The following is a 17,167-nucleotide window of genomic DNA, read 5'->3' as shown; positions in this document are numbered from 1 at the left end:
AACGGTGGCCTGCCTGCGCGGCCCCCGTCCGGCGGGGCTCCCGAAAAGTGCGCCGTCGACGTGTTAACATGCGCGTCCTGCCCGTGTGTCCGCCTGCATTCCAGGCCTGCCGCGCGCGGCATCCTCCCGGCGTTCCGCCGTCAACCGCAACATCATCCGCCATCATGTCCGCAGGCCTCAACCCCGCTCAGAACGAAGCGGTGCGCTACCTCGACGGTCCCTGCCTCGTGCTCGCCGGCGCGGGCAGCGGCAAGACCCGCGTGATCACGCAGAAGATCGCGCACCTGATCGAAGCGAAAGGCTTCGAGCCGCGCCACATCGCGGCCGTCACGTTCACGAACAAGGCAGCCGCCGAAATGCGCGAGCGCGTGTCGAAGCTGCTGGAGGGCAAGACGCTCACCACGCCCGGCAAGGAAGGCCGCAAGGTGCCCGTCAATCAGCTCACCGTGTGCACGTTCCACTCGCTCGGCGTGCAGATCCTGCGCCAGGAGGCCGAGCACGTCGGGCTGAAGCCGCAGTTCTCGATCATGGATTCGGACGACTGCTTCGGGATGATCCAGGAGCAGATCGGCACCACCGACAAGGGTCTGATCCGCAAGATCCAGAGCACCATTTCGCTGTGGAAGAACGGCCTGATCATGCCCGACGAGGCGATGACGATCGCGGCCAACGAGGACGAGCACCAGGCGGCGCTGGTCTACCGCAACTACGTCGCGACGCTGCATGCGTACCAGGCGGTCGACTTCGACGACCTGATCCGCCTGCCGGCCGAGCTGTTCGCGAAGAACGAACAGGTGCGCGACCGCTGGCAGAACAAGCTGCGCTATCTGCTGATCGACGAATACCAGGACACCAACGCGTGCCAGTACGAGCTGCTGAAGCAGCTCGCCGGCCCGCGCGCTGCGTTCACGGCGGTGGGCGACGACGACCAGGCGATCTACGGCTGGCGCGGCGCGACGCTCGAAAACCTCGCGCAGCTCGGCAAGGATTTCCCGAAGCTGCACCTGGTCAAGCTCGAGCAGAACTACCGGTCGACCGTGCGGATCCTGACCGCCGCGAACAACGTGATCGCCAACAACCCGAAGCTGTTCGAGAAGAAGCTGTGGTCCGAGCACGGGATGGGCGACTCGATCACCGTCACGCCGTGCAACGACGAGGAACACGAAGCCGAATCGGTCGTGTTCCGGCTGTCCGCGCACAAGTTCGAGCGGCGCGCGCAGTTCCGCGACTACGCGATCCTGTATCGCGGCAACTTCCAGGCGCGGATCTTCGAGCAGGTGCTGCGGCGCGAGCGGATCCCGTACGTGCTGTCGGGCGGCCAGTCGTTCTTCGACAAGGCCGAGATCAAGGATCTGTGCGCGTACCTGCGCCTGATCGCGAACGCCGACGACGATCCCGCGTTCATCCGCGCGGTCACGACGCCGCGCCGCGGGATCGGCAACACGACGCTCGAGGCGCTCGGCTCGTTCGCCGGCCAGGCCAAGGTGTCGCTGTTCGAGGCCGTGTACATGGGCGGGATCGAGGCGCGGCTGTCCGCGCGGCAGGTCGAGCCGCTGCGCATGTTCTGCGACTTCATCCAGCGCCTGACCGATCGCGCGGACAAGGAGCCCGCGACTGTCGTGCTCGACGACATGATGGAGGCCATCCACTACGAGGCCTACCTGTACGACGCGTTTGACGAGCGGCAGGCCCAGTCGAAGTGGCAGAACGTGCTCGAATTCCTCGAGTGGCTGAAGCGCAAGGGCACGAAGCCCGAGACGGAAGCCGTCGACGGCGAGGCGGAAGGGTTCCACAACGCGGACGGGCTCGCCGATACCGGCAAGAACCTGCTCGGCCTGATTCAGACCGTCGCGCTGATGTCGATGCTGGAAGGCAAGGACGAGGATCCGGACGCCGTGCGGCTGTCCACCGTCCATGCATCGAAGGGCCTCGAGTATCCGCACGTGTTCCTGGTCGGCGTCGAGGAAGGCATCATGCCGCACCGCGGCGGCAGCGAGGACGACGGCCCGATCGACAGCGAGCGGATCGAGGAGGAGCGCCGGCTGATGTACGTCGCGATCACGCGCGCGCAGCGCAGTCTGCATCTGAACTGGTGCAAGAAGCGCAAGCGGGCGCGCGAGACGGTCGTGTGCGAGCCGTCGCGCTTCATCCCCGAGATGGGGCTCGACGAAGCACCGCCGCCGACGCCGGAAGAAGCGCCGATGACGCCGAAGGACCGGCTCGCGAGCCTGAAGGCGTTGTTGCAGAAGTGACGTGCGCGGCGGCCTTCGATTCGGCCGCCGCAAAACAAAACCCCCGCGATGCGCGTGCACCGCGGGGGGGTTTTCTGGCCGGCAGGCGTTACTTCGACGCGTTGACCATGTAGTCGACGGCCGCCTTCACGTCGGCATCGGACGCGTTCGACCCGCCCTTCGGCGGCATCGCGCCCTTGCCGTGCAGCGCGTAGTTGTAGACCGTATCCATCGACTCCTTCAGGCGCGGCGCCCAGTCGTCCTTGTTACCGAACTTCGGCGCGCCGAGCACGCCGGCCGCGTGACACGCCTGGCACACCTGCGTGTACAGCGCCTTGCCGGCCGATGCGGCGTCGGCGCTGGTCGGTGCGGCCGCGGGCTTTTCGCCGGCTTTCGGAATCGCGGCGATCGCGGCCATCGCGGCGGCGGCTTGCGCGTTGGATGCGTCGGCGCCCGATGCGCCTGCCGTGGCCGCCGCGCCCGCCGCGCCGCTTGCTGCCGGCGCCGCATTGGCGGCCGGGGCAGCCGGCTCGGGGAAGTTCGCGCCGTCGTTGTTCGCCATGTAGACGATCGCACGGGCGATTTCAGAGTCGCTGACGTCGTCGGGGTTCGTGCCGCCGCGCGGCGGCATCGCGCCCTTGCCGGACAGCGCCGTCTTCAGCAGCGTGTCGAAGCCCTGCGAGATGCGCGGCGCCCAGTCGTCCTTGTTGCCGACCTTCGGCGCGCCGGCGGCGCCCGTGCCGTGACAGGTCACGCACACGGCCTTGTAGACTTCCTCGCCGGTCTTGTACGTGCGGGGCGCGTTGGCGTCCTTCACGTCGACCTTCGCAATCGGTGCGATGCGCGCGGCGACCTGTTCGTCGGAGAGCGCGTCCGTGCCTGCGCCCGCACGGAACGCATGGTTGGCATAGGTGGCAAACAGGACGATCACGGCGATCGGAATCGCGAACGACGCAATGATGACGGCAATCAGCTGCCCGGGAGTTTTGACGGGAGATTCGTGGGGTGCTTCGCTCATGCTTGCCTCGTCTCCATTAATAGGAATTGTGAGCGCGGTGCAACGGCAAATGGCAGTCCAATGAAGCACGGACGATTATAGACGGAACGTTTACATCACGGCGAGCGGTGCGAAGGCGCGTGTTTACCCGCACGAAAGAGGGCCGGGTGCGGATTCGGGCGGGCACGGTGGACGCGTCATGGGAAACCGGGTATCCTTGCCGTCTTGCCAATGGTGGGCGGCCGGTTTATCAGGGTCGGTTCACTGTCACACGCGCCCGTAGCTCAATGGATAGAGTACTGCCCTCCGAAGGCAGGGGTTGCTGGTTCGATCCCAGCCGGGCGCGCCAAGTCTAGTAAGGCTTTCAGCAGCTTATCCCCTCAAATTGGTCGTGCTCGATTAGGGCAGCATGAGGGCAAATTCTGCGCGCGATGCGGGTCCACCTTCCCGCTGCCGAACATTATCTCGACGTGCCAGACTGACCGGTCACAGAAATGAAAAGCCCCGCGGGAAGCGGGGCGTGAGTTAGTGCGCCGATACGTGGTCTTGTGATCTGCGCCTTGCGACGACGTGCCGTATCAGACTTTTGGAGTCGTCGGCTACGTTTGAAAGTCTGACCCTGGAGCGGAACGCATCCCATCCGATCACTTGGCAAAGTATGCCCACGCATTCATCGGCAAACGATGGGGAAAGATGAGCCCCCATAAAATCGAGCTCGACGAGATCATGCTCCTCAAGGGCGTGCAGAACGAAGTTGCGTGCCTCGACGCCGTTTGGGCGCGTCGCAAGCTTGAAGCGCTCGGGGATCGCAACCCTAAAAGTCGAAGTCATCATCTTCTCCATCTGGCGAAGGCCAACTGTCATATACCTGTTTTACATCAAGGGGAACGTTCGTGTTCCACTCGAATACCACCAAAGTGCCGTCAAAAGCAATAGGGATGGTACCAGATGCCTCCTTCCCGCGTACGCAGCTATGGTATTCATCCCCCGACACGAGAAAGAATGCCCCTTTGTTCTGTTGGATTAGTTGCTTGGCGACAGTCAATCCATAGCCGGAGTGCCCTCGCCCTGGCTTGCTTGTCACCTCGAAACGCGTCGCGAACTCGCAACTGTTGAGCTCCTTGAGTGCCTCTCTGTAGGCCTCGTTCTGACCGAGCGACGCTCGAATCCCTATGCCACCATCAATAATCGCAAGTTGAGCCTTGTGAGCGCGCGGCCACATCTGAGCGGTAACCAGTCCATGGTTTCCGAGTTGAGACTCGGAATGGGCATAACAGTTACCGAGCAATTCTTGCGCCAATATTTCAAGGCTATTGACCGAATTGTCACCCTTTCGGCCGGCGGCTGGGTCGAGGATTTGGATGATCTGCGCTGCCGTTTCGCCTACTACTTGCTCATTGGTCAATGGCTCCAGCGGGTGGAATCGCCCTCCCGCATCGTATTCGTTAATGTACTTCGGCCGAGGCTGACCTATCGCCTCGAACAGATGCATTCGGGTGGCGTACGTAAGGAGGTTGTCGTTGCAATCCCATGTAACGCCGCTCTCATTCCGATTGATCGCCATCGCGAGGGTTGCGAAGTGATATGGACGAAGGAAATCTGGGGCTTCTGCCTGGCCGTCCGTAATGAATTGATCGAGCGCAGCCAACCAGGAGTTGATGTCCTGCAGTGTCGTGAAATTCATGCGATTTCCCTTGGTCCGCCTATCTGTAGATGGGGCGATTGCGGCATCTCATTCACCCGGGCGTGTGATCTGTCGGCAACACAGAGGCCTGCACCCTGTACGTTAGTCTGGCATATGTCACTGTTTTTGAGACATCCCTGTGGATAGCGTGTAGCGCGCATGCGCGACGATCAAGCGCCCCGCATTTTCCGTATAAGATCAAGCCCCCAGCCGATATGCATTGAAGTAGAACCCCGCAATCAGTCGGATTTGCGTTCACGGTGTTCGTCGAGCAGCTGACGCACGAAGCTCCTCCGTGCGCCGCCGTCGTCAATCGATCGCGGCGTCCGCGATCGCCGTTTCCGGCGCGCTGGCACCAGCCTCCATGTCCGCCGCGTCGATGATCGCGACCCAGTCGAACGCGGGCATCGCGGCCAGCTGGTCGGCGGTGGCCGCATACTCCTGCGCCGACGTACTCAGATAGCGCAGCCGGTCCGTCCATTCGGGCAACGGTCCGGACGACGTCTTCAGCACGACGCTCAGCAGATCCCGCTCGTCACGCGCCGCGACGATGCGCAGCGCGGCTTGCACGCGCTCGGCGTCGCCGGCGGCGTCGAGGATCAGCGCACCGGGAATCGGCGCATCCCGCAGCGGCGACCGCACCGCCGTGCCTTCGCCTTCAGCGCACATCCGGTAGATCTCGCGAATCAGCGGCAGGCGCACCTGCAGCGCGTCGTGCTTGCGCACGCGCGCCTGCGCGGTACGCGCGATCCGCCGGCGCAGCGCCGGCTGCGTGACCACGCGCTCGAGCGCGTCGTCCCATGCGTGCGCGGTATCGCCGGCGAGCAGCGCGTCGTCGCCGTCGTTCAACGTGATGCGCAGGGCCGGCCGGTCGCTCGCGACGACGGCGATGCCGGCGGCCGCGAATTCCTGCCGCTGGATCGCGCTGGTCGCGCCATCGTCGGTATCGGCGAGCGGCATCAGCGCGACGTCCCAGTCGAGCGCGCGCAACTGCTGCGCGTAGGCGCGGTATCCGTCGGGTGCGGGCCGGAACTCGGCCGCTGGTTGATCCGCCCAGCCGGCCGGCACCTGGGCGCCGAAGAACTGCACGGCGATGCGGCCGGCATGGCGCTCGCAGAGCGCACGCAGCGCGGCGTCCACCCGCGCGAAGTTGGCGGGCAGCAGCGATGCGCCGGCGACACCGATCGTCACGCGTGCATCGCCGCGTGCGGGCACCGGGCGCAGGAACAGGTCGAGATCGACGCTGTCGGGCAGCACGAACACGTTCGGATTCCACGGCCGGTACTGGCGCGCGAGGTCCGGCGTCGGGACGATGATCGCGTGCGCGTTGCCGAGCGTGAACGCGATGCCGGTCCACGTCGAGTCGGCCTGTGTCGTCGGTTGCGCGGCGAGCGGAAGATCGGTCGCATAGATCACGGGCTTGTCGAACTCGAAGATTGCGCTCAGCGCCTTCAGCGGCAGCAGGCCCGGCGTGTGGCGATCGAGCAGCACGGCATCGGCCGTGGCGATCGCCGCGCTGTCGGCCAGCCCGCTGACGAGCGCCCAGTCGTCCTCGAGCCGCGCGAACGGCAGCGCGAAACGGCGCTGCACGGACGCACCGTCGACGGGATCGATCGCGTACGCGACAAGGCGCTTCTTCTGCTGCGCGCGCGTCGCGGGCGGTTCGCCGGGTGCTGGAACCGCGGCGGCCGGCCGCCGGCCCTGTTCGGCGAGTCGCGCGTACAGCGCGCCGCGTCGCGCGGGCTCGGCATCGACGGGCAGCGCGTGTACCGCCGCGTTCATGTGACGATACGTGGCGGCCATCGCTTCCGATGGCACCACCAGCGCATCGGCGCGGCGGATCGCGTCGCGCATGGCGGCGAGCCGGCGCGCGCTGCCGGCGATGTGCGGATCGTCGAGCGAGAACGCGTCGAGCGGCCGGTCGAGCTCGCAGACGACCGGCTTGCCGAGCGCGAACATCTGCTCGAGCGCGGCGCCTGACAGCAGGCTCGGCGTCGCGTCGTGCAGGACGATCAGGTCGGCCCGTTGCAGCACGTCGAGGTCGATGCCGTTCGCGCCGACGGGAAAGTCCACGGTCCATTCGCGAGCGGGCAGCGCGAACCGCGCCGAGACATGCGCGTGCACGGCCGGCTCCGCGCACACGACGGCCATGCGCCGCGTCGCGGGCGCTCGCGCGGCGGCCGCACCGTTCGGGCCGGCACGCTCATGGAGACGATCGAGCTCATCGGCGCGCGCCTGGGTCTTGTCGACGAACTGCCGCAATTGCCGCCAGAACGTCGTCTCTTCTTCGCGATACACGTCGCGCGCTTCGTGCACGGTCGCCTTCGCATGTGCGATTTCATGCGGATCGAGCCCCCACGCGATGCCCTTGCCGCCCATCACCCAGCGTTCCGCATTCGGCATCGACGCGTCGTTCAGGATGCAGACGACCGGGCAGCCGCACAGCAGCGCCTCGAAGGCCGCGGTGGACCACTCGTACAGGTACAGGCATTCGACGCGGCGAAACAGCTCGGCGAGCTCGTGCGCGGAGCGCGGCGCCACGCGGCCCGAGATCTCGATCGAGTCGGCCGTCGCCGGATGCAGGTTGCCGCCGCGGCGCAGATGCCGGTTCAGGAACACGGCCGTGCCGCTGCGGGCTGCGTCGTCGACACCGTCGCAGTGAAAGATGCGCGTATCGACGAGCGGCATTCTCAGCAGGTCGGCGTGCCATCCGTCGGGCACGATCGACGGCCCGAACGCGAACACGAGATCGGTCGGCGCGAGCGCGATCGGTTTCGCGTTGATGCGGCCCGGCTCCGCGAGCAGGTAGCGCGCGACGCAGCGCGCGTTGAACGGGTTCTCGTCGACGATTTCCGGATAGACGGCGACCGGGCTGCGGCCCGCGGCGCCATGCGCGTGCGCGACTTCCTGCGTCAGCAACGGCGTGCGCAAATCGCGGTGCACGACCGTCGTGTTGACATAGGCCTCGCAGCCGAGCAGGTTCAGCGCGTGGCACAGGTAGTGCATCGCGCGCACGCCGCCGGAGGTCTGCAGGTACGGCGGTGCGAAGACGTAGTACGGATGGCCGAGCGACGCGAAGATGCGGGGTGAGTCGTTCATGAAAGGGAGGGCTCGAGGTGCGGCGAAGCAGGACGGACGGCCGGTCGCGCGCCGCTGCGGTAGAAGTCGGATACCACCTGAAGGACGCGGTCCTGCTCCGCGTCGCTCATCGCGTGGTACAGCGGCAGGCGCACGAGCCGGTCGGCGACGTCGTCGGTCACCTGCATGCCGGAGCCGCAACGGCCGTAGCGGCGGCCCGCCGGCGAACTGTGCAGCGGCACGTAATGGAACACGGCGAACACGCCCGCGGCGCGGATCCGCTCGAGCAGCGCCGTGCGCTCGCCGAGGTCGCGCGCGAGGAAATAGAACAGATGGCCGTTGCCGGCTTCGCTCAGCGGCGTCGCGGGCAGCGTGAGGTGGCCGGCGTCGTGCAGCGGCCGCAGCGCATCCTCGTAGCGCTTCACGGTCGCGCGCCGCTGCGCGGTGATCACGTCCGCGTGCTCGAACTGCGCGTACAGGAACGCGGCGATCAATTCGCCGGGCAGATAGGACGAACCGAGATCGACCCACGTGTACTTGTCGACCTGGCCGCGAAAGAACTGGCTGCGGTTGGTGCCTTTCTCGCGGATGATCTCCGCGCGCTCGACGAGTCGCTCGTCATTGACGAGCAGCGCACCGCCTTCGCCGGCGATCACGTTCTTGGTCTCGTGGAAGCTGAGGCACGCGAGGTGGCCGAGGCTGCCGAGCGGCTTGCCTTTCCAGGTCGACTGGATCGCCTGCGCGGCGTCCTCGACGACCCACAGCCGGTAGTCGTCGGCGAGGTGCGCGATCGTGTCCATGTCGCACGACACGCCCGCATAGTGGACCGGGACGATCGCGCGCGTGCGCTCGGTGATCGCGGCGGCAACGAGTTTTTCGTCGAGGTTCAGCGTATCGGGACGGATGTCGACGAACACGGGCGTCGCGCCGCGCAGCGCGAACGCATTGGCGGTCGACACGAACGTATAGGACGGCATGATGACTTCGTCGCCCGGGCCGACGTCGGTGAGGATCGCCGCCATCTCGAGCGCGGCCGTGCACGAGTGCGTGAGCAGCGCGCGATGGCACCCGATGCGCGTTTCGAGCCACTGGTGGCACAGCTTCGTGAATGCCTGGTCGCCGGCGAGTCCGCCCTGTTCGACTGCCTTCGCGATGTAGTAGAGCTCCTTGCCGACGATGAACGGACGGCCGAACGGAATGCGGTCGAGATTGGGAGGAGCGAACATGACGGAACTCCGCGAAGGCGTGAAGAGGGGCAACGGGGCCGGCGGCTTGCGCGTGGGCGCTCAGCCGTCCTTCCGGACGAGGATCGTGAATTCGTACAGTCCGTAGTCGTGCAGCAGCGCGACGTGGCGCGAGTAGCGGCGTTTGCAGCGATCGAACAGCGCGCACGGATCGGCGTAGTACAGCCGCTCGGGACGCATGTGCGGCGGATCGGAATACGACGTCAGGCAGTTGAACGCGAAGCCGAGACGGCTCGTCGCGTGCAGCGTGTCGAGCGTTGCGTGGATGTAGTCGAGCCATGCGTCGTCGCCGTGGCCGCGATGCACGTTGAAGATGCCCGACGCGATGCCGTAGTCGGCGACCGACGACGGCGTGTCGCCGACGTGGAACGACACGTCGGCGCGACCGCGATAGCGCTGCCGGGCCGCATCGATCATCTCCGGCGACACGTCGTTGCCCGCATACGCATGGCTGCGCCCGGCCGCGTGCTCGTCGAGAAAATCCACCAGCGCGCCGTAGCCGCATCCGAGGTCGTTGACCGAGAAGCCGTCGGCGACAGGCGCGACGATCTTCGTCAGTTGTGCGAATCGCAGCCGCTGGCCGTCCTCGCCGTTCCAGTCCACGCCGCGTGCGGTCTGGCCGTGCTCGGCCAGGCGCGCGCCGTAATAGGCGGCGACGTCTGCCAGCAGGCCCGAGTGTCGGGAATCGAGCATCGCGTAATCCTCAGTGTCGGCCGGTCACGACATGCCGGTGCGCATCCGGCCCGCAATGAAACAGCACGTCGAGCACCGTCACGCCGTGGACGAACTCGCCCCACAGCTGCGCGTACGGCGGATAGGCCGGATAGTCGAACCAGCGCACCGCGACCTGCGCGGCGGCGAACCGGCTTTCGTCGAGATAGTCGCGTGCGGCGGGGCCAGACAGGTATTCGGTCGCGCCGGCCTGCAGGCACAGGTTCAGCAGCTTGTCGGTGCGATCGCCTTCCAGCGTGTAGTCGGACGACGACGACATGCGCGTGGCGATGCCGAGCTGCCGGTTGACCCAGGTCAGCATCGCGAGATTCAGCGCGCTCAACGTGTCGTGCCGGCCGTGCAGGTACAGCGCTTCGAGCTCCGGCGCGTAGCGCGCGAAATGCGGCGCGCGCGCATAGTTCTGGCGCAGACGCGTCCAGTGCTGTTCGGCCCACTCCGTGCCGTCGATCTCGGTTTCGCGAATGCTCTGGTGATAACGCCCCTTCACCCGGACCGGCACGGTCAGCCACTGCACGCCTTGCGGCGTCTTGATCTGGTTGCGGTTGCGCCAGTCGCGCCGCGTGTACTGCGCGTCGTCGTACAGGATGAACTCGTCGGTCGCGGCGATCAGGTCGAAGTAGCCCTTCCACGGGATGTAGTTCGACTGGACGATCGCGATGCGTTTGGGCTGCGCAGTCATGTCGTTCAGACCGGAATGTGACCGTACCGGTACATGTCGACGAGCTCGGGCGGAATCCCCCAGTCGGTCGCGCCGAGCCGGTCGTGCAGCGCCTCGAGGTCCGCGCGGATCGCGCGTTCGAGCTGCTCGACCATGCGGTTGCGCGCGGGCACGAAGTCGTGCTGGTAAGCGGCGTTGATCTGGTGGCGGACCGTCTTCGCGATCGCCGCGTCGCGCGACAGATTGCGGATCAGCGGCCGCTCGGGCGCCAGCTGCGCATAGCGCGGATCGATCGGCAGGCCGCGCATCGCGGCGACGAGGTCGCGGCACAGCACCGGCGACAGGTGGAAGCCGTCGCGCTTGGTGCCGCCGAGAATCCACAGGTCGCGCACGCTGGTTTCGCCGATCAGCGGGTACAGGTCGGACGTCGTCGGCCGCCAGCCGACGTTCACGTTGACGAGATTCGCACGCGAGAACCGCGAGTTGATCTGGTCCATCGCGGATTTGAGCAGCGTGTACGCGCTGCCGGCGTGCCCGTGCTCGTGCGGCACCGGGCTGATGTAGTTGCTGGCGCCCACGAGCGTGCGGTCCGGCCCGTACGGCGCCGAATAGACGCCGCACGCGAGGCCACGGTTGGTCGTGCGCACGCAGTGCGTATGCACGTTCTCGCTGCTCTGCAGCTCGATCGACATGCCGATCCCGTAGAACAGCCGTTGCACCGGCAGCTCGGGCACGCTCGCCTGCAGCACGCGCGTCAGGTTCGCGCCGTTGCAGAGCACGAACCGGTCGGCGTCGAGCGTCGTGCCGTCGCTCAGGCGGGCACCGGCGACGCGCCCGCCCGCGACGTCGATGCGTTCGACTTCCGCGGACACGAACGTGACGTTGCCGGCCGCGGCCACGCTGGCCTGGAGCGCATCGAGAAACTGTTTCGGGTTCGCCCAGCCTTCGCGCTTCAGATACACCGCATTCAGCGCGCGGAATTGCGGTTGCGGGTGGTAGTTCGGGATGCCGGCCGGATCGACCGCCTCGCACGGTTCCTCGAACTCGCGGCAAAAGCGCCGCATCGCCGCGAAGTTCTCGTCGTCGAGCGCGTCGGTCGCCGCGTTGTTCAGCACGTAGGTGCCGAAGCCGTGCGCGACCGCGCGATCCGGCGTGCAGATCTCTGCGAATACGTCGGGCCACGCGGCGGTCGCCGCGCGGCTCAGTTCGAACTTGAAGCGGTCGATCGGCGTGCCGAGCGAATCGCCTTCCAGTTCGGTGAACGAGTTGAGCATCGCGGCGGCCGCGCGGGTCGCCGAGCCGGGGCGCTGCGCCGGGCCGACGACGACGAGCTCGATGCCCGGCTCGGCGCGTTGCCAGGCACGGGCGGTCATCAGCCCGAGGATGCCGTTGCCGAGGATCGCGATCTTCATGGGCGCACCCCGCCGCCTTCAGGGAAGCTCAGATAGCAGAGCGACGGATACGACTTCGCCTTGTGGATCCGGTGCGGATGCTTGCCGAGCAGCTCGCGCACGTAGTGGATCCCTTCGGCCGGCGTCTGGCCGCCGCGTGTGAGCTGCCAGAACGCGACCACGCCGCCCGGCACGAGGCGCTTCATCACCGTCTCGAACGCCTGACGGGTCGGGCCCGGCACGTTCAGGTCGAACCATGCGAGCGCGACCGGTTCGCCCGGATGCGCTTCCTCGTAGGCGGCCAGCGTGTCGCGGCAATCGCCTTCCCACACATGGTGCTTGCCGTTCACGTGGCCCATCGCGTTGTTGCGCTCGTGCAGCGACAGCAGGTTGCGCAGCAGGTCCGCATAGTCGCCGGCGAGCGAGTACGTGCCGTCGGAGAACAGCTTGCGGTCGCGCGAATCGCCGTCGGCGAAGCCCGCGTAGCCGGTGAACGTATCGAACGCGTGAATCCGGCGCTGGAAGTTCAGCGGCTCGAGGATCGCGCGGAAGTTTTCGCACAGCACGGCAGTCTGGCCGCGCCAGGTGCCGAGATCGAGGATCGAACCCGGCAGCGGCACGATCTGCTCGTAGACCTCGAACGTCGCGAGGATCCGCGCGAGCAGCGAGCCGCGCACGAACAGGCCGAGCGAGCGTTCGAACTCCTCTTGCGTCGCCGGATAGGTCTGCATCAGGTCGAACAGTTCGCGTCGTGCGGCGAGCTGGTCGTCGTTCGAGTTGGAGATGATTGAGGACTCGTGCATACACATGGCTCCAGGCGCTGAGGGTGGCTTCGGGGCATCCCTGGCCGCGGCCCGGCAAGCGGCTTGCGCCCTGCGCGATCGGCCGCGCGGTGGACGCCTCCAAGTCTGTGAACGAGTCTAGCGACCCGCGCGCCAATCAAATGCCGGATTAGCGGGCCGTTTTCCCCCGCATTTCGGGGAATGCCGGCACATGCCGCGGCCGGGCGCGTGCCGCGACCTTGATCGTCGTCAAGCCGCCGATCGCACCTTCACACGAAAAGCGACCAAATCCGCCACCTGCTCCGCCGATTGGAACGGCGAGCCCACGCCGAGAATGCTGGCATGTCGAGGGCCGTCCGCGCGTGTGCGATGCCGGCCTCCGCGCGTTTGCGCGCTCCGTACCGAACTCACGCTGGCTTACCACGATGACTGATCTCACGCTGTCCGACTCCCCCGTCGCCACGATCGAAGCGGCGCTGGCGCTCCACCAGGCCGACCGGCTCGAGGAAGCCGAGACGCTGTACCGCCGGATTCTCGACGCCGAGCCGCGGCACGCGGACGCGCTGCACCTGCTCGGCCTGATCGGTCACCAGTACGGGCGGTATCGCGAGGCGACGGAACTGATCATGGCGGCGATCGAGATCAAGCCCGACGCGACCTACTACTACAACCTCGGCAACGTGATGCAGGCGAACAACCGGCCGGCCGCCGCCGCCGAGTGTTTCCGTCTCGCGATCGAGCTGCGGCCCGGCTACGTCGACGCGTACAACAACCTCGGCAACGCGCAGCGGCTCGCGGGCCATGCACGCGAGGCCGTCGACGCGTTCTGCCAGGCGATCGCGCTGCAGCCCGACCACGGGCAGGCCTACAACAACCTCGGCAACGCGCTGCTCGACCTGAACGAGATCCCGGCCGCGCTCGAGGCGTACCAGCACGCGGTCGCGCTGCGTCCGGAGTTGCCGGAGCCGCGCAGCAACCTGCTGTTCGCGTACCACTACAGCGATGCGTTCGATCCGCACGCGTACCTCGACGAAGCCGCGCGCTTCGATGCGCTCGTCACGCAGCGCGCGCAGCCGTACTCGACGTGGCAGGTCGACCTGGGCGCGCGCATCGGGCGGCCGCTGCGCGTGGGCATCGTGTCGGGCGACCTGAAGGCGCACCCGGTCGGTTATTTCATCGAAGGGATGCTCGCGCACGTGAAGCGCGAGCGCGTCGAACTGCATGCGTATCCGACGCGCGAGATCGAGGACGACGTGACCGCGCGCATCAAGCCGCGCTTCGCGTCGTGGACGTGTATTGCCGGCCTCGACGACGCGGCGGCTGCCGCGCGCATTCACGACGACGGCATCGACGTGCTGATCGACGCATCCGGCCACACGATCCACAACCGCCTGCCGCTGTTCGCGTGGAAGCCCGCGCCGCTGCAGGTGAGCTGGCCCGGTTACTTCGCGAGCACCGGGATGCGCGCGATCGACTACGTGCTCGGCGACCGCCACGTGATGCCGGCCGACGAGGCCGCGCATTTCGTCGAACGCGCGTGGCACCTGCCCGATAGCTATCTGTGCTTCACGCCGCCGGCCGTCGAACTCGACGGCGGCCCGCTGCCGATGCTCGCGAACGGTTATCCGACCTTCGGCTATTTCGGCAAGCTCGCGAAGCTCACCGATCACGTGATCGACGTGTGGTCGCGCGTATTGCGCGACGTGCCGAACGCGCGACTGTTCGTGAAGGCGCCGCATCTCGACGACCCGCGCGAGCAGGACGCGCTCGCGGCCCGCTTCGCCGCGCACGGCATCGATGCGGCGCGTCTGCTGTTCGAAGGCCGGTCGCCGCGCGATGAATATCTGGCGGCCTACCGGCGCGTCGACCTGATGCTGAGCCCGTTCCCGTACCCGGGCGGCACGACGACGGCCGAGGCGCTGTGGATGGGCGTGCCGGTGCTCGGCCGCCGCGGCGCGCGGTTCCTGTCGCACATCTGCGAAAGCCTGCTGCACGCGGCGCGCCTGCCCGAATGGATCGCGGACGACGACGATACGTATGTCGCGAAGGCCGTCGCGTTCGCGCGCAATCCGGCCGAGCTGGCCGTGCTGCGCACGACGCTGCGTGCGCAGGTGCTGGCGTCGCCGCTGTGCGACGCGCCCCGCTTCGCGCGTCATTTCGAGGAGGCGCTGCACGAAATGTGGGTGCGCCGCGTCGACGCCGCACCGGGAGCCGCAGCGTGAACGGCCAGTCCGTCCTCGTCACCGGCGGCGCGGGCTTTCTCGGCTCGCACCTCTGCGAGCGGCTCGTGCACGCCGGCTACGACGTGATGTGCGTCGACAACTTCCACACCGGCAGCAAGCGCAACATCGAACACCTGATCGGCCAGGTCAATTTCGAGGTGATCCGCCACGACGTGTGGCTGCCGCTCTACGTCGAAGCGGACCGCGTGTTCAACATGGCCTGCCCGGCGAGCCCCGTGCACTACCAGAGCGACCCGGTGTCGACGGTGAAGACGGCCGTGCTCGGCGCGATCAACATGCTCGGCCTCGCGAAGCGCTGCGGCGCGCGCATCCTGCAGGCGTCGACGAGCGAGGTGTACGGCGACGCGCAGCAGCATCCGCAGCAGGAAAGCTACTGGGGCAACGTGAATCCGAACGGGCTGCGCGCGTGCTACGACGAAGGCAAGCGCTGCGCCGAGACGCTGTTCTTCGACTATCACCGCCAGCATCGCGTCGATATCCGCGTGGTGCGGATCTTCAATACCTACGGGCCGCGCATGCGCGCCGACGACGGGCGCGTCGTGTCGAACTTCATCATGCAGGCGCTGCGCGGCGAGCCGATTACGCTGTACGGCGACGGCAGCCAGACGCGCTCGTTCTGCTATGTCGACGATCTCGTCGAAGGGCTGTTGCGGATGATGGACCAGGACGACGACACCGGCCCGATCAACCTCGGCAACCCGAGCGAGATCACGATCCGCGAGCTGGCCGAATGCGTGCTGCGGCTCACCGGTTCGAAAAGCCGCATCGAATATCGCCCGCTGCCGGCCGACGATCCGCTGCAGCGCCGTCCCGACATCGGCCGCGCGCGCCAGCGTCTGGACTGGCAGCCCGGCATCGCGCTCGAGGATGGCCTGAAGGAGACGATCGCCCATTTCCGCAAACAGGTGAATGCATGAGTCACGACCTGATCGACGCCCCTTGCCCCGTCTGCGCGCATACGGTTGCCGCGCCGTTCTTCCCGGGCGGCGAGCGCACGCTCGCGACGCTCGCGTGGCCCGCATCCGCCGAAGCGGCGCGCGGGCTGCCGCGCCATGCGCTCGACTTCGTCCAGTGCCCGCAGTGTTCGCACGTGTGGAATCACCGGTTCAGCTACGACGCGATTCCGTATCAGAGCAACCCGAACCGGATGTTCAACAGCGGCGGGATCTGGAAAGGCCATCTCGCGGCCACGCGCGACCTGCTGCTCGGCACGCTGCCGGCTGAACCGACGGTCGTCGAGATCGGCTGCGGAGAAGGCCATTTCGTGCGCGGCCTCGCGCAGGCGAGCCGCGGCGGGCGTTTCGCCGGCTTCGATCCGAACGCGAGCGCGGGCACCGGCAACGGCATCGAATTCCACGCGCGGCTGTTCGAACCATTGGCCGACATGCCCGCGTTTCGTCCCGACGCGATCGTGATCCGGCACGTGCTCGAACACCTGACCGAACCCGCGAAGCTCGTCGAACAGCTTGCATGGGGCGCGTCGCGCCAGCCGAACGCGTGCTGGCTGTTCGCGGAAGTACCGTGCATCGACCGCGTGTTCGAGACGGACCGCCTCGCCGACTTCTTCTACGAGCACGTATCGCAGTTCACGACGGAGTCGTTCCGCACGCTGATGGCGCGCGCCGGCGAGATCGTGACGCTCGCGCACGGCTACGACGGTGAAGTCGTCCATGCGCTGGTACGGCTCGGCGTGCCGGCGCACGCGCGCACGCGCGCCGACGCGTCGCTGCGGTTCGCGGCGCGCTCGGTCGAGAACCGCGCGGCGATCGCCGGGCAGCTCACCGAGCTTGCCGGGTCGGGGCGGCGCGTCGCGATCTGGGGCGGCACCGGCAAGGCCGCCGCGTTCATCCATCACTTCGATGCCGATGCCGCACGCTTCCCGCTCGTCGTCGATTCCGATCCCGACAAGGTCGGCACCTATGTGCCGGGCACCGGCCAGAAGATCGAATTCCGCGACGCGCTGAAGGCGGCGCCGGCCGACGTGATCATCATTCCCACGCAATGGCGCGCACGCGACATCGTCGCCGAGATGTCGCGCGAAGGGATCGCGGCCGCGGCCGTGATGATCGAGCACGACGGCCGACTGATCGACTTCGGGCGCGAACCGCATCCGTATTGAGCGGCGCG

Annotated in this window: 12 protein-coding genes and 1 tRNA gene; 5 read left to right on the top strand and 8 right to left on the bottom strand. The window is 67.1% G+C overall.

Annotated elements, in window-relative coordinates; genetic code table 11:
• The first annotated feature begins 164 nt into the window (after positions 1–164).
• The gene (locus SB771_RS28655; RefSeq protein ID WP_175661365.1) at positions 165–2,252 is read left to right on the top strand and encodes a UvrD-helicase domain-containing protein; all 2,088 of its coding nucleotides are present in this window, start codon (positions 165–167) and stop codon (positions 2,250–2,252) included.
• Between the two features lie 88 nt (positions 2,253–2,340).
• Here SB771_RS28655 and SB771_RS28650 read toward each other — a convergent pair whose 3' ends face one another.
• A complete protein-coding gene (locus tag SB771_RS28650; RefSeq protein WP_175661366.1) occupies positions 2,341–3,249 on the bottom strand; it encodes a c-type cytochrome in 909 nt (302 codons plus the stop codon).
• 252 nt (positions 3,250–3,501) lie between these two features.
• Between SB771_RS28650 and SB771_RS28645 the strand changes: the two genes are divergently transcribed.
• Positions 3,502–3,577 (top strand) — tRNA-Arg (locus SB771_RS28645).
• Between the two features lie 465 nt (positions 3,578–4,042).
• Here the strand turns inward: SB771_RS28645 and SB771_RS28640 are convergent.
• The 7 genes from SB771_RS28640 to SB771_RS28610 form a co-directional block, all read right to left on the bottom strand.
• Positions 4,043–4,912 (bottom strand): ATP-binding protein, encoded by an 870-nt coding sequence (locus tag SB771_RS28640; protein ID WP_175661367.1) that lies wholly within the window; start codon positions 4,910–4,912, stop codon positions 4,043–4,045.
• 309 nt (positions 4,913–5,221) lie between these two features.
• Complete coding sequence (locus SB771_RS28635; protein ID WP_175661368.1) at positions 5,222–8,011, bottom strand: glycosyltransferase; 2,790 nt, start codon at positions 8,009–8,011, stop codon at positions 5,222–5,224.
• Positions 8,008–9,216 (bottom strand): dTDP-4-amino-4,6-dideoxygalactose transaminase, encoded by a 1,209-nt coding sequence (rffA, locus tag SB771_RS28630; protein WP_175661369.1) that lies wholly within the window; start codon positions 9,214–9,216, stop codon positions 8,008–8,010. The genes SB771_RS28635 and rffA overlap by 4 nt, the downstream gene beginning before the upstream one ends.
• A gap of 60 nt (positions 9,217–9,276) precedes the next feature.
• Entirely contained in the window at positions 9,277–9,927 is a 651-nt protein-coding gene (locus tag SB771_RS28625) for a class I SAM-dependent methyltransferase (protein WP_175661370.1), read from the bottom strand.
• 10 nt (positions 9,928–9,937) lie between these two features.
• On the bottom strand, positions 9,938–10,645 hold the full coding sequence (locus tag SB771_RS28620) for a WbqC family protein (RefSeq protein WP_126226952.1): 708 nt from the start codon (positions 10,643–10,645) through the stop codon (positions 9,938–9,940).
• Between the two features lie 5 nt (positions 10,646–10,650).
• Positions 10,651–12,036 (bottom strand): NAD(P)/FAD-dependent oxidoreductase, encoded by a 1,386-nt coding sequence (locus SB771_RS28615; RefSeq protein ID WP_175661371.1) that lies wholly within the window; start codon positions 12,034–12,036, stop codon positions 10,651–10,653.
• Complete coding sequence (locus SB771_RS28610) at positions 12,033–12,818, bottom strand: class I SAM-dependent methyltransferase (RefSeq protein WP_175661372.1); 786 nt, start codon at positions 12,816–12,818, stop codon at positions 12,033–12,035. The genes SB771_RS28615 and SB771_RS28610 overlap by 4 nt, the downstream gene beginning before the upstream one ends.
• 404 nt (positions 12,819–13,222) lie before the next feature.
• On the opposite strand from SB771_RS28610, the gene SB771_RS28605 reads away from it, so the two are divergent.
• From SB771_RS28605 to SB771_RS28595, 3 genes are read left to right on the top strand one after another with little or no spacing between them, the layout of a single operon-like run.
• The gene (locus tag SB771_RS28605) at positions 13,223–15,019 is read left to right on the top strand and encodes a tetratricopeptide repeat protein (protein ID WP_175661373.1); all 1,797 of its coding nucleotides are present in this window, start codon (positions 13,223–13,225) and stop codon (positions 15,017–15,019) included.
• On the top strand, positions 15,016–15,957 hold the full coding sequence (locus SB771_RS28600; protein ID WP_175661374.1) for a UDP-glucuronic acid decarboxylase family protein: 942 nt from the start codon (positions 15,016–15,018) through the stop codon (positions 15,955–15,957). Before SB771_RS28605 ends, SB771_RS28600 begins: the two co-directional genes overlap by 4 nt.
• On the top strand, positions 15,954–17,159 hold the full coding sequence (locus SB771_RS28595; protein ID WP_175661375.1) for a class I SAM-dependent methyltransferase: 1,206 nt from the start codon (positions 15,954–15,956) through the stop codon (positions 17,157–17,159). The genes SB771_RS28600 and SB771_RS28595 overlap by 4 nt, the downstream gene beginning before the upstream one ends.
• Positions 17,160–17,167 lie beyond the last annotated feature (8 nt).

The organism is Burkholderia sp. SIMBA_051 (genome assembly GCF_046534915.1).
GTDB classification, from domain to species: Bacteria; Pseudomonadota; Gammaproteobacteria; order Burkholderiales; family Burkholderiaceae; genus Burkholderia; species Burkholderia ambifaria.
Note: the sequence above shows the minus strand (reverse complement) of the source record. Positions and strands in the feature narration are given on the sequence as shown.

Coding starts and splice junctions, on each gene's coding strand:
- SB771_RS28655 (WP_175661365.1), top strand. CDS start 165: ATGTCCGCAGGCCTCAACCCCGCTCAGAACGAAGCGGTGCGCTACCTC.
- SB771_RS28650 (WP_175661366.1), bottom strand. CDS start 3,249: ATGAGCGAAGCACCCCACGAATCTCCCGTCAAAACTCCCGGGCAGCTG.
- SB771_RS28640 (WP_175661367.1), bottom strand. CDS start 4,912: ATGAATTTCACGACACTGCAGGACATCAACTCCTGGTTGGCTGCGCTC.
- SB771_RS28635 (WP_175661368.1), bottom strand. CDS start 8,011: ATGAACGACTCACCCCGCATCTTCGCGTCGCTCGGCCATCCGTACTAC.
- rffA (WP_175661369.1), bottom strand. CDS start 9,216: ATGTTCGCTCCTCCCAATCTCGACCGCATTCCGTTCGGCCGTCCGTTC.
- SB771_RS28625 (WP_175661370.1), bottom strand. CDS start 9,927: ATGCTCGATTCCCGACACTCGGGCCTGCTGGCAGACGTCGCCGCCTAT.
- SB771_RS28620 (WP_126226952.1), bottom strand. CDS start 10,645: ATGACTGCGCAGCCCAAACGCATCGCGATCGTCCAGTCGAACTACATC.
- SB771_RS28615 (WP_175661371.1), bottom strand. CDS start 12,036: ATGAAGATCGCGATCCTCGGCAACGGCATCCTCGGGCTGATGACCGCC.
- SB771_RS28610 (WP_175661372.1), bottom strand. CDS start 12,818: ATGCACGAGTCCTCAATCATCTCCAACTCGAACGACGACCAGCTCGCC.
- SB771_RS28605 (WP_175661373.1), top strand. CDS start 13,223: ATGACTGATCTCACGCTGTCCGACTCCCCCGTCGCCACGATCGAAGCG.
- SB771_RS28595 (WP_175661375.1), top strand. CDS start 15,954: ATGAGTCACGACCTGATCGACGCCCCTTGCCCCGTCTGCGCGCATACG.